The sequence below is a fragment of the Martinezella tropici genome (assembly GCF_008370325.1).
Taxonomy (GTDB): Bacteria; Pseudomonadota; Alphaproteobacteria; order Rhizobiales; family Rhizobiaceae; genus Rhizobium; species Rhizobium tropici_B.
Map to the genome: position 1 here is coordinate 19,449 of NZ_VNIP01000020.1, position 12,241 is coordinate 31,689.

Here is a 12,241-nt window from a genome sequence, read left to right on the forward strand (position 1 = left end):
ATGCCCGCAGAATTCGATCTTTATGGCGTCTATATCCCGCGCCTTCTCGTTCTCATGCTCGTGACGCTGTTTGCCGTCATCATCCTTCGACGCCTGCTCGCATGGATCGGTGCCTACACTCTGGTCTGGCATCGCGGTCTCTTCGATCTTGCGCTTTACGTCCTGCTGCTCGGCGCTGTCTCCACTGTCTCTCGTTGGTACTTCACATGAACGCGTTCAAACTCATCGGCCGCGTGGCCGTCACACTCATCTTCGTCGTTGCCGCTCTCTATGTCGGACGGCAGCTCTGGGGCCATTACATGGACGAGCCCTGGACGCGCGATGCGCGCCTCAGGGCCGACGTCGTCGGTATCGCGCCGGATGTTTCAGGCCTCGTGAGCGAGGTCCTCGTCAAGGACAACCAGACCGTCAAGAAAGGCGATATCCTTTTCCGCGTCGATCGCGATCGTTTCGCCATCGCTCTCGAGCAGGCGGATGCAGCCCTTGCAAGCAGCAATGCCGCTCTCGATCAGGCCCGCCGCGAAAGCGCGCGGCAGGGGCGCCTCGGTGATGCCGCCTCCCTGCAGCAGAAGGAGCAGGCACTGACCACCGTGCAGCAGGATGAAGCCGCTCTCCGTCAGGCGACTGCCAATCGCGAGCTTGCCCAGCTGAATCTCGACCGCTCCGAGGTTCGCGCCACCGTTAATGGCACGATCTCGAACCTCATCCTGCGCCCGGGTGATTATGTCTCGGCCGGCACGGCCAAGGTCGCACTGATCGATACCGATTCCCTGCGCGTCGAAGGTTATTTCGAGGAAACCAAGCTGCCGCGCATCCACGTCGGCGATGAGGTTTATATTCATCTGATGGGTCAAGTCGAGAAGCTGACCGGCCATGTCGAAAGCATCACCTACGGCATCGAGGACCGCGAACGCACCTCCGGCAGCCTGCTTGCCAATATCACGCCGACCTTCAGCTGGGTGCGTCTGGCGCAGCGCGTACCGGTGCGCATTGCGCTCGATAAAGTGCCCGATGGCACGAAGCTGATCGCCGGCCTGACGGCGACTGTCGAGGTGCAGGAGCAGGGCCAGGCGAAAGTCGCCAGCGCCGCCGAATGATCATCGCTTGAACAGGCAGGGCGGCCGTCTTCAGGCCGCTCTGGAACTCGAAGCCGCAGCAGGCCTGTGCGCCGCCCTGCGTTTCTCCATCATGATCGGCCGGTAGGATCTGTAGAGGATCATGGCGATCAGAAGGCCGATATAGATGAACTGCTCCACCGACAGCACCTTGGTCGATAGCGCAAAGTGCAGAGCACCGCAGGCGGCAATGATATAGACGAGGCGGTGCAGCCAGATCCATTTCTTGCCGAGCCGTTTGATCGAGAAATTGTTCGAGGTCACGGCCAACGTCAGCAGCATGACGAGCCCCCCCATGCCGAACATGATGAAGGGCCGCTTCAGCACGTCATCGATGACCGCCTGTACGTCCAGCGCCTGATCGAGGACCATATAGACGGTCAGGTGCATCAGCACATAATAGAAACAGAGCAAGCCGAGCGCGCGGCGATAGCGCAGATAGTTCCAGCCGAAGAGATCGCGAAGCGGCGTGACCGCAAGCGTCAGCAGCAGGAAGCGGATCGCCCATAGTCCCAGGAAGAGCTCGAAAGTCTTGACCGCATCGGCGCCGAGCTGGTCCGTCGCGCCGAGATAGAATTCCCATGCGGCCGGCAAAAGTCCGACAAAATAGAGCGCCCAGACGGAGGCGGATTGCCAGCGCTTGGGGAGAGCGAAGGACATCGCCATCAGAAATTCACCCTGAGATCCATGCCGCTATAGAGGCTGGCGACCTGATCGGCATAGCCGTTGAAGGGCAGGGTGGGATGGCGATTGGAGCCGAAGAAGCCGCCTTCACCAATACGACGCTCGGTCGCCTGGCTCCAGCGCGGATGATCGACGGCCGGATTGACGTTGGCGTAGAAGCCGTATTCCTGGCTGTTGGTGGCCTGCCAGGTATTCAGCGGCTGCTTGTCGGTAAGCGTGATGCGGACGATCGACTTGATGCCCTTGAAGCCATATTTCCACGGCACGACGAGTCGGATCGGGGCACCATTCTGGTTCGGCAGAGTCTCGCCGTAGAGGCCGACGGCAAGCAGCGTCAGCGGGTTGCGTGCTTCATCGAGACGCAGGCCCTCCACATAGGGCCAGTCCAGCGATTGCAGGAGGCCGGACTGCCCCGGCATCTCTTCCGGCCGGACCACGGTCTCGAAGGCGACGAACTTGGCGCTGCCCTGCGGCTCCACCTTGTCGAGCAGGGCCGAGAGCTGGAAGCCGTCCCAGGGAATGACCATCGACCAGGCTTCAACGCAGCGCATGCGATAGACGCGCCCTTCCGGCGGAAATTCCTTGATCAGCGCATCGACATCGAAGGTGCCGGGCTTGTTGACCATGCCATCGACCTTGATCGTCCAGGGCCGCGGCTTGAACTTGCCCGAGAGGTTGGCCGGATCGGCCTTGTCGAGCCCGAATTCGTAGAAATTGTTGTAGGTGGTGACGTCCTTGATCGGCGTTAGCTTCTCATTGACCGTATAATTGCTCTTGGTCGCCGCCAGCGCCTCGGCCATCGCAGCCTTGCCGCCGATCGCCGCCATGCCGACGGCGGCGGCCGCCGCCGTCAGCAGCTCGCGGCGCTTGAGATAGACCGAGCGAGGCGTGATTTCGGAGGATGCGATTTTTGGTGGGCGGAAGGAGGTCATGGAACAATTCCTCTATGCGATAGCAGCTTCGATATGAGCGATACGCAGCGGATGCAGATTTTGTTACACTCTTAGGCCGGCATTTCTTTGGAAGTGAAAGCAACTTTTTGTGTGCGCTTGTGATCGGGCTGCTTCATTCCTAATTCTGGTCGTACGACTTGTTTGCCAGGACTTGGCCCTTGGCCGGCAGCGTACCGGATTCGCTTGAGTTGATAGTGACAGTATCGCACGATTGGATTAGGACAATTCCAAAAAGCGGAGTTGCCGGCGTCCCCTTCGGCCCGAAACCTTTGGCCCATGCCGACGCCGCACAAATTCCAGGATGACGAGGAAGACACCATGCCAGCTTATCGTTCCAGAACCACCACCCACGGCCGCAACATGGCCGGTGCGCGCGGCCTTTGGCGCGCGACGGGTATGAAGGACAGCGATTTCGGCAAGCCTATCATTGCGGTGGTCAACTCCTTCACCCAGTTCGTACCGGGCCACGTCCACCTCAAGGATCTCGGCCAGCTCGTCGCGCGCGAAATCGAGGCGGCCGGCGGCGTTGCCAAGGAATTCAACACCATCGCGGTCGACGACGGCATCGCCATGGGCCATGACGGCATGCTTTATTCGCTGCCGTCGCGCGAGCTGATCGCCGACAGCGTTGAATATATGGTCAATGCCCATTGCGCCGACGCCATGGTCTGCATCTCCAATTGCGACAAGATCACCCCCGGCATGCTGATGGCATCGCTCCGCCTGAATATCCCGACGATCTTCGTTTCCGGCGGCCCGATGGAGGCCGGCAAGGTCGTCTTGCACGGCAAGAAGGTCGCGCTCGATCTGGTCGATGCCATGGTTGCTGCTGCCGACGACAAGATCAGCGATGAAGACGTCCAGGTCATCGAGCGCTCCGCCTGTCCGACCTGCGGCTCGTGCTCGGGCATGTTCACAGCCAATTCGATGAACTGCTTGACCGAGGCTCTCGGCCTGTCGCTGCCGGGCAACGGCTCCACGCTCGCCACCCATTCGGACCGCAAGGAACTCTTCCTCGAGGCCGGTCGCCGGGTCGTCGCTCTGGCAAAGCGCTATTACGAACAGGACGATGTGACGGCTTTGCCGCGGACGATCGCCAGCAAGGGTGCGTTCGAGAACGCAATGGCGCTCGACATCGCCATGGGCGGCTCGACCAATACCGTGCTGCATATCCTCGCCGCAGCACATGAGGGCGAAGTCGATTTCACCATGGATGACATCGATCGCCTGTCGCGGCGCGTTCCCTGCCTGTCCAAGGTGGCACCGGCCAAGGCTGACGTTCACATGGAAGACGTGCACCGCGCCGGTGGCATCATGGCGATCCTCGGCGAGCTGAACCGGGCGGGATTGTTGAACCCCGACCTGCCGACCGTCCATGCCCCGACGCTGGGCGAGGCCCTAGCGCAATGGGATATCGCCGTCACCGATAACAAGGCTGCTCTGGAGCTTTTCAGCGCCGCTCCCGGCGGTGTTCCGACACAGGTTGCCTTCAGCCAGAGCGCACGCTGGGAAGAGCTTGATCTCGATCGTGAAAAGGGCGTCATTCGCGATGCCCAGCATCCCTTCTCCAAGGATGGCGGTCTTGCTGTCCTCAAGGGCAATCTGGCGCTCGATGGCTGCATCGTGAAGACCGCCGGCGTCGATGAATCGATCCTGAAGTTCTCCGGCCCCGCCAAGGTCTTCGAAAGCCAGGACGCTGCCGTCAAGGGCATCCTCAGCAACGAGGTCAAGGCCGGCGACGTCGTAGTCATCCGCTACGAAGGCCCGAAGGGCGGCCCCGGCATGCAGGAAATGCTCTATCCGACGAGCTACCTGAAGTCGAAGGGACTCGGCAAGGCCTGCGCGCTCATCACCGACGGCCGCTTCTCCGGCGGCACCTCCGGCCTGTCGATCGGCCATGCTTCGCCGGAAGCGGCCAATGGCGGCACGATCGGCCTGGTGCGCGAAGGCGACATGATCGATATCGACATCCCGAACCGCACCATCAGCCTGCGCGTCGACGACAAGGAACTTGCCGTTCGCCGCGAAGCCCAGAATGCCAAGGGCTGGCATCCGGCCGAAGTGCGCAAGCGCAACGTCACCACGGCGTTGAAGGCCTATGCCGCTTTCGCGACCAGTGCGGACCGCGGCGCCGTTCGCGATTTGGGTGGCAAATAACAACGCCCTTCGCCCCGCACAGCGGGGAGAAGGTGGACTCGAGCAGTCGAGCATAGCTCGGCTGCGAGAGGACGGATGAGGGGCTTTTCGAGCTTATCGCAACGGCAGAGTTTGCCTGTTCCTGCGGTAGCCCCTCACCCTAACCCTCTCCCCGCAGGCGGGGCGAGGGGACATCTCCGGCGAAGCCTTTAAGCCATTCAAACTAAACTCTCACAGCGGCCGATTGATCTGCTTGTACGCGTCATTCAGCTCTTTCTGACGCTCCTGATAAGATGAGGTAAGGCAGGCAACATCGGCGCCGCATGTCTGCCGTTTCTTCAGCCATTCCGTCTGCTGGTCCTGCATCGTGCCGCGCGCCCCCATAGCGAGAAGGCCAGAGAGCAGGTCAAAGGTCGTCACCATCTTCACATCGGCATCGTTGAGGGCTCTTACGTCGCAGATCGCCTTCTCGTCCGGTTTCAGGTTCTGTGCCTCGCAATCGAAGCTGGCGGCGTGGGAGGCGCCGGCCACGCCCAGTGAGATGAGGAAGGTGGCAGCGGTAAGATGGTTCGATCGCATATGTGGCTCCCTTTGGCGATTCCCAACGCGAAATGCATGACAACACGGTTTTGTTCAGCGAGCCTGTTTTTTATCGCTGTAAACATCCATTTATGCTTCATGCTTCCGCCCTCTTTTCTTTCTAGCGTCGGGCGCTACAACGTTGTTTAAAGAGAATTAAAAAGGGAAATTTCTATGCATGTCCTCCTGAAGCGCGCTGCCGTTTCGATGATTGCCCTCGTCATGGCGATGCCGCTTTCCGCTGAGGCTCAGACGGCAAAGACTCTGCCGGAAAGCCAGACGCAGATGCAGCTTTCCTTCGCTCCGCTGGTCAAGCAGACGGCTGGCGCTGTGGTGAATGTCTATGCAGAGCGTGTCGTGCAGCGTCAGTCCCCCTTCGCCGGCGATCCCTTCTTCGAGCAGTTTTTCGGCCAGCGCATGCCGAATCGCACCGAGAAGCAGTCTTCGCTCGGCTCGGGCGTCATCGTGGAGGCAAATGGCACCGTCATCACCAACAATCACGTCGTCGATGGCGCCGACGACATCAAGATCGCGCTTTCGGATGGCCGCGAGTTTCCCTGCAAGGTCGTTCTGAAGGACGATCGTGTCGATCTCGCCGTCTTGAAGATCCAGTCGAAGAACGAGAGCTTCCCGGTTCTGCCGCTTAGCAATTCCGATGGCATCGAAGTCGGTGATCTCGTGCTTGCGATCGGCAATCCTTTCGGCGTCGGACAGACGGTAACGAGCGGTATCGTTTCGGCGCTCGCCCGCAACCAGGTGAAGAACGAGGTCGGCTTCTTCATCCAGACCGATGCCTCGATCAACCCCGGCAATTCGGGCGGCGCGCTTGTCAACATGACCGGCGAGCTGATCGGGCTCAATACGGCGATCTTCTCCCAGGGTGGCGGCTCCAACGGTATCGGCTTTGCCATCCCCGCCAATCTGGTCAAGGTCTTCCTTGCCGCGGCCGATCGTGGCGACAAGTCCTTCGAGCGGCCCTACATCGGCGCTACTTTCGAGCCGGTCACATCCGATGTCGCCGAAGCGCTTGGCCTGGACAAGGTGCGCGGCGCGCTGGTAACCAAGGTGGTCGATGGCGGCCCGGCAGCCAAGGCCGGTCTCAAGCCGGGCGAGGTGATCACGGCGCTGAACAATATCTCCATCGAGCATCCGGATGCGCTCGGCTATCGCCTGACGACGGCCGGTCTCGGCGCGACCGTGTCGCTGACCGTGCTTGACAACGGCAAGGAACATCAGACCACGATGACGCTTGCCGCAGCGCCTGAATCCATCCCGCGCGATGAGCGGGTGATCGAGGGCAACAATCCCTTCTCCGGCGCAACCGTTGCCAATCTTTCGCCGCGGGTTGCCGATGACCTGCATCTGCCGCCGGATTCCACGGGCGTCGTCATCGAAAGCCTGAAACAGAACTCGCCGGCCGATCGACTGGGATTTGCCGCGCGCGATATCGTCATTTCCATCAATGGCGTGGCGATCAATACGACCGAGATTCTCCAGCGGACCGTCACGTCAAACCCAAGCTTCTGGCGCGTCGAGATCGAGCGTGACGGCCAGCGCATCCGGCAGTTTTTCCGATGAGCAATGATCTGTTTGCACCGCGGATACCGGAGGAGGTCGCCAACAAGCGGCCTCTCGCCGACCGTCTGCGGCCGCAAACACTTGCCGAAGTCACCGGTCAGGCACATCTGACCGGCGAGGATGGCGTACTGCGCCGGATGATCGAGGCAGGCTCGCTGGGGTCTATGATCTTCTGGGGACCGCCCGGCACCGGCAAGACGACCGTTGCAAGGTTGCTTTCGGGCGAGGCGGGTCTCGCCTTCGAACAGATTTCGGCGATCTTTTCCGGTGTTGCCGATCTGAAGAAGGTGTTCGAGGCGGCGCGGTTGCGCCGCATGGATGGCCGCCAGACCCTGCTGTTCGTCGACGAGATCCATCGCTTCAATCGCGCGCAGCAGGATAGCTTCCTGCCCGTGATGGAAGACGGCACCGTCATTCTTGTCGGAGCGACGACGGAAAATCCCTCCTTCGAACTCAACGCCGCTCTCCTCTCCCGCGCGCGCGTCCTGACGTTCAGCTCGCATGACGAGGAAAGCCTGGAGGAGCTGTTGCGCCGGGCCGAAACGGTGGAGGGCAAGCCGCTGCCGTTGACGGACGATGCCCGTGCCAGCCTGATCCGCATGGCCGATGGCGATGGCCGCTCGGTACTGACGCTGGCCGAAGAGGTCTGGCGTGCCGCGCGCAAGGACGAGCTTTTCGATCCCGATATGCTGGTCAAGATCGTCCAGCGCCGCGCTCCGGTCTATGACAAGGCGCAGGATGGGCACTACAACCTGATATCGGCGCTGCACAAGTCGGTTCGTGGCTCCGATCCGGACGCCGCGCTCTACTATCTCGCTCGCATGTTCGATGCAGGCGAGGATCCGCTCTATCTGGGGCGCCGGCTGGTGCGCATGGCGGTGGAGGATATCGGGCTTGCCGATCCGCAGGCGCTTGTCATCTGCAATGCTGCCAAGGACGCCTATGATTATCTCGGGTCACCTGAGGGTGAATTGGCGCTAGCGCAGGCCTGCGTCTATCTCGCCACCGCCCCGAAATCAAATGCCGTCTACACGGCCTTCAAGGCCGCGACCCAGGCCGCCAAGCAGAACGGCTCTCTGCTGCCGCCCAAGCACATCCTGAATGCGCCGACGAAGCTGATGCGTACCGAAGGCTACGGCGACGGCTATCGCTACGATCACGACGAACCCGATGCCTTTTCAGGCCAGAATTATTTTCCGGAAAAGATGGGCCGCCAGACGTTCTACGATCCGCCGGAACGCGGCTTCGAGCGCGAGATTCGCAAGCGGCTGGACTGGTGGTCGAAGCTGCGCAAGGAGCGCGGCGAGCGCTAGAAGCCGCGTTATCTGCCGCTGGCGGTTTCCTGCGGCGCTTTCTGCATGCGGGGAGCCGGTGCCGCATCGACGATCTTCACGCTCGATTCAGCCAGTCCGTTGTGGCCTTCCATATCGACGACGAGATGCCAGTGACCGGATTCCGGGATGGTCAGTCGGATCGGCGATTTCTTGGCGACGCCGCCGATAAACTGGTGCTTGAGGGTTTCCGTGAAGCGCTCGAAATTCGAGCCGCTCATCAGCCTGACATTGGCGATGGCCGAGAGGGTGATTTCGATCACCGTTCCGGCGCGCTGTTCTTTGAGATCGTAGTGGCTGTAGCGGAAGGCAGGCTTCGACATGGGTTTCTGTTCTATGGATATCTGGCCGGAAGCTTAACTGAGGGCGGTTAAGGAAGCGTTCGGCGGGATATTGTCGAAGCCTGCGTGGGATAGGTTTAGTGCAGATTGGATGAGGTTGGGACGAAGCCGTCCAGGTCGAGGATGGCGCCTTCGGGCGCATGGCAGATGTCGGCAGGATTGTGGTTGCATTCCTCGGAGGCGAAGTGCAGAGCCGCCGCTTCGCTGCGGAACAGACCGCCGACAAGGCCCTGCCGGTCTTGAACGATCCAGGCGCCGCGGCGATCGCGCCCAATGATGAAGCGGGCCGGGGCCGGCGAAATCGGGCTGTGAGCCGAACGGCGCTGAATATGCTGTGCGTTTGCCATGTCTATGTTTCCTCTTTGATCTCTTCGGTTTCGCTCAGTGTCCGGTCAGGCGCAGCACTATCTGCAGGCCGCCGGCGATCAGGAGGACAAGTCCGAGGCGCGGAGCGACGGAACGAAGCCCGTTCAGTAATGCGTCCGAAGAGATGGGCCACTCGCTTCTTGCGAGTGTCGCCGTACGAGGGCGTTGGAGGGGATCGGCGGATAGGCCGGCATGCGTATGGCGTGACATCATAGTTCCTTTCAGTGTCACCGGCACCGCTGGTCCGATGAGACCATTTCCGGTGCTACGCTGTTGAATCTATGAGGGAGTTGCTAGGTTTTCCATTTGCCTGAAAGGGCAAAAATATAAAAATCTCATAGGGATGGCGCGGTTTCACAATCCCAGGCGATAGGCATGGCGCGAGGCGAACCGGCCGCTTCCGTCGAGCTGAAACGGTGTGATTGCTGCTTGGATGGCCACAGCCGTCTCTCTGGTGACGCTAACCAAGGGCAAGCGTACATCCGCCTCGATATCCCTGACCAATGACATGGTGTGCTTGACCGTTGCCGGTTCGCTTTCGCGGGCCAGCGCGCTGAATAATGGCTGCAGGCGCTCGTCTATGGATCGGGCAGCGCTGACGTTGCCGCAGGCAGCCGAATGCTGCATGGATCGAAAGAGGCGTGGAACGATATTGGCCGCACTGGAGAAGCAGCCATGACCATGCGCCGTGGTGAAGCCGAGCGCGCTGGCATCGTTCGACGTAAAGAGCCCGAACCGTTCCGGCCAGAGATCGATTCGCGAGACGTCACCGCTGCCGTCGGCGATCCCGATGATTCCCGGAATCTTCGCCAGCTGCGCGACCGTCGCCAGCGCGAGGTCGACCGCGGTATGCGATGGTTGGTTGTGGACGATGATCGGCAGCTCGGTCTGTGCCGCAAGTCGCGCGAAGTGGTGAAGCACGCCCTTCTGCGTCGGCTTGGAATAATAGGGCACTGTCACAAGGGCAGCATCGGCGCCAAGTCGCTGCGCCTGTATGGTTTCCTTTATGGTCGTCGCCGTATCGTTGGTTCCCGTTGCGACAATGACGGGCACCTTGTCCTCGGAAAGTTCGACGCAGATTTCAATGGCGCGAATGCGCTCGGTCTCTGTCAGTGTCGGACCTTCGCCCGTTAGCGAACAGACCAGCAGCCCGTCGATGCCGCTCAGCAGCTGCCATTCCACATGCGCCATCAAGGCGACGCTATCGAAAGCGCCATCATGAAACGGGGTGATAAGGGCGGTGATCGCACCGCCGATACGTCTCTGAAAAGTGGGACTGTTCATGTCGGCTGCGTCTCAGAGGTAATGTAGTACGATAAAGAGCTCCAGGCCGCCGAGAAGCAGGCCGAAGGCGAACATGGCCTGAAAGGTGCGCTTTTCGCGGATCTGACGATTTTTAAGCAGGCGCTGGCGCCGGCCTTTTACGCCTGGGGCCGCTGCCGCAACGCGGTAATGTCTCTTATCGCTGTTATGAACGAGGACACGGATGGTGTCAGTCAGATTGGGTGCGTGCGTGTCGAGCATGGGTCTATCTCCATATTCCACCGCAAGCGTAACGCCGGCCGCCATAGGAAATCCATTCGCGGGGAAAGGCGAAGAAGTAAGTGAGATATAAAGGGCCGGCATTCCCGGATTTTGCCCGGCAACTGGCTTGTGGCCCGCTGCCGGAAAGGAAGCTGCCGTTGGCGGCAATCGACCGCCAGCTAGGCAGCATCCTGCTGGTTCTTTTGGTCGAGCTGCGTCACCAGCGCCAGGATGGTTGCCGAGACCGGCGTCGGCACATTTGCGAGCTTGCCGAGCGAAACGACGACACCGACAAGAGGCGTGATTTCCAGTGCTTTGCCGGCAAGCAGATCCTGCAGCATCGAGGTGCGCACAGGGCCGATCTGACGCGAGCGGTCGAGGCGCTCTTCGATCGAGATGGCGATATGCGATCCCAAGGCCTCGGCGACAGCCTTCACTTCGCTCATCACCTGGCCGACCATGGTTGCCAGCGCCGGGTCATCCATGATGTCGGACATCAATCCCCTGGTCAGTGCGCTGATCGGGTTGAAGGCGGCGTTGCCCATCAGCTTGCTCCAGATATCGTCGCGAATGTGCGTGGAAATGGAGATGTTGACGCCCGCCCTCTGCAGTAGTGCCGCGATGGCTTCTATGTCGGCGGTCGTTTCGCCAGACGGCTCGCCGAGGATGAAATGGCCGTTGTTGGCGAGCTTGATCTCGCCTGGCCCGACGACCTCCGCGCCTTGATAGGCGACGCAGCCGATCACGCGCTCCGGCCCGATCAGGCGCCAGAGATCGCCGTTCGGATCGAGCTCCTCCATCTGGTGCTCCGCATGGCCGCTCTGCCTGTCCCGGTGAAAATACCACCAAGGCACGCCGTTGAGGATCATGACGACGCGAGTGCCTGAATGCAGCAGTTTCGCAATGCCGGGGACGGCTGCGGCAAGCTGATGGCCCTTGAGACCGGTGATGACGAGATCCTGCGGCGGCAGCTCGCCCGCATCGGCCGTTGCCGTCATCCGCGCCACGAGAGGGCTGTCTGCCCCGGCTTCCCAAAGGCGTATGCCGCCAGCGCGAATGGCCTCCAGATGAGCTCCGCGTGCGACGACGGAGACCTGCGTCTGCGCTCCTTCAGAGGAAGCGAGCTTTGCGGCGATGGCGCCACCCAGCGCGCCGGCGCCGTAGACACAGATGTTCTTGAAGGAAGAAGACGTCATGGCTTGATGCTCCGAATGAAATCGCCTGTTCAGAAGAGATATGTCGCGCTTTCGATTTGGCGAAGGGTCTTTGAGGCTTCAGGCAATTGGAATTGAAAATCGCCGAACCTTCCTCTACGTTACAAACTTATGGAAATTTCACCGTGCTCGCCCGAGCGCGAGTGAAATCAATCCGGCATGGAAACTGCTTCCAGGTTTTTCTGCCGGCATCGATCGATGCGGATTTCCGTCGTGCCGTTCAAGGAGCAATGGCAACGCGATATCTATCGCGAGGGGCTGCAACGCGCCGGCTTCTGGAAGCCTCTCCCGAATTCGGTTCAGCGTAGCGGCGATCCCTGACGCAAGGATGATCATCGCGATTAGCATGAGTGTTTTCCGATCATCACAGGCTCGGGCTAGTCTTTACCACAATCGCGTCCTAACCTCCGCTAGATCGCT

The 12,241-nt window shown here is 60.7% G+C and carries 14 protein-coding genes; 6 read left to right on the top strand and 8 right to left on the bottom strand.

Features of this window, described 5'->3' with window-relative positions:
• Both FP026_RS29400 and FP026_RS29405 read left to right on the top strand, forming a co-directional pair.
• Nucleotides 1-210, top strand: coding sequence for a DUF1656 domain-containing protein (locus tag FP026_RS29400; RefSeq protein ID WP_149638075.1), 210 nt, complete (start codon nt 1-3; stop codon nt 208-210).
• Nucleotides 207-1,097 carry an efflux RND transporter periplasmic adaptor subunit gene (locus FP026_RS29405; protein WP_149638076.1) on the top strand — a complete coding sequence of 297 codons (891 nt, stop codon included), beginning with the start codon at nt 207-209 and terminating at the stop codon, nt 1,095-1,097. The genes FP026_RS29400 and FP026_RS29405 overlap by 4 nt, the downstream gene beginning before the upstream one ends.
• Nucleotides 1,098-1,127: 30 nt before the next feature.
• Here FP026_RS29405 and msrQ read toward each other — a convergent pair whose 3' ends face one another.
• Both msrQ and msrP read right to left on the bottom strand, forming a co-directional pair.
• Nucleotides 1,128-1,781, bottom strand: a complete 654-nt coding sequence (msrQ, locus tag FP026_RS29410) for a protein-methionine-sulfoxide reductase heme-binding subunit MsrQ (RefSeq protein ID WP_432444163.1) — start codon at nt 1,779-1,781, stop codon at nt 1,128-1,130.
• Nucleotides 1,781-2,731, bottom strand: coding sequence for a protein-methionine-sulfoxide reductase catalytic subunit MsrP (gene msrP / locus FP026_RS29415; RefSeq protein ID WP_149638078.1), 951 nt, complete (start codon nt 2,729-2,731; stop codon nt 1,781-1,783). The genes msrQ and msrP overlap by 1 nt, the downstream gene beginning before the upstream one ends.
• Nucleotides 2,732-3,070: 339 nt before the next feature.
• Between msrP and ilvD the strand changes: the two genes are divergently transcribed.
• A complete protein-coding gene (gene ilvD / locus FP026_RS29420) occupies nt 3,071-4,909 on the top strand; it encodes a dihydroxy-acid dehydratase (protein ID WP_149638079.1) in 1,839 nt (612 codons plus the stop codon).
• Nucleotides 4,910-5,119: 210 nt separating this feature from the next.
• On the opposite strand, the gene FP026_RS29425 is transcribed toward ilvD, so the two are convergent.
• On the bottom strand, nt 5,120-5,467 hold the full coding sequence (locus FP026_RS29425; RefSeq protein ID WP_149638080.1) for a lysozyme inhibitor LprI family protein: 348 nt from the start codon (nt 5,465-5,467) through the stop codon (nt 5,120-5,122).
• Nucleotides 5,468-5,641: 174 nt separating this feature from the next.
• On the opposite strand from FP026_RS29425, the gene FP026_RS29430 reads away from it, so the two are divergent.
• Entirely contained in the window at nt 5,642-7,045 is a 1,404-nt protein-coding gene (locus tag FP026_RS29430) for a DegQ family serine endoprotease (protein ID WP_149638081.1), read from the top strand.
• A complete protein-coding gene (locus tag FP026_RS29435) occupies nt 7,042-8,358 on the top strand; it encodes a replication-associated recombination protein A (protein WP_149638082.1) in 1,317 nt (438 codons plus the stop codon). The genes FP026_RS29430 and FP026_RS29435 overlap by 4 nt, the downstream gene beginning before the upstream one ends.
• Before the next feature lie 8 nt (nt 8,359-8,366).
• Here FP026_RS29435 and FP026_RS29440 read toward each other — a convergent pair whose 3' ends face one another.
• The 5 genes from FP026_RS29440 to FP026_RS29460 form a co-directional block, all read right to left on the bottom strand.
• Nucleotides 8,367-8,699, bottom strand: coding sequence for a DUF1883 domain-containing protein (locus FP026_RS29440; protein ID WP_149638083.1), 333 nt, complete (start codon nt 8,697-8,699; stop codon nt 8,367-8,369).
• Between the two features lie 95 nt (nt 8,700-8,794).
• Nucleotides 8,795-9,064, bottom strand: a complete 270-nt coding sequence (locus FP026_RS29445) for a hypothetical protein (protein ID WP_149638084.1) — start codon at nt 9,062-9,064, stop codon at nt 8,795-8,797.
• A gap of 373 nt (nt 9,065-9,437) precedes the next feature.
• Nucleotides 9,438-10,367 (bottom strand): 4-hydroxy-tetrahydrodipicolinate synthase, encoded by a 930-nt coding sequence (gene dapA, locus FP026_RS29450; protein WP_149638085.1) that lies wholly within the window; start codon nt 10,365-10,367, stop codon nt 9,438-9,440.
• A gap of 12 nt (nt 10,368-10,379) precedes the next feature.
• On the bottom strand, nt 10,380-10,607 hold the full coding sequence (locus FP026_RS29455; protein WP_149638086.1) for a hypothetical protein: 228 nt from the start codon (nt 10,605-10,607) through the stop codon (nt 10,380-10,382).
• Nucleotides 10,608-10,786: 179 nt separating this feature from the next.
• Entirely contained in the window at nt 10,787-11,803 is a 1,017-nt protein-coding gene (locus tag FP026_RS29460; protein ID WP_149638087.1) for a ketopantoate reductase family protein, read from the bottom strand.
• A 216-nt stretch (nt 11,804-12,019) separates the two neighbouring features.
• Here FP026_RS29460 and FP026_RS30805 point away from each other — a divergent pair, with 216 nt between their 5' ends.
• Nucleotides 12,020-12,142, top strand: a complete 123-nt coding sequence (locus FP026_RS30805; protein WP_281408628.1) for a hypothetical protein — start codon at nt 12,020-12,022, stop codon at nt 12,140-12,142.
• Nucleotides 12,143-12,241: the final 99 nt, after the last annotated feature.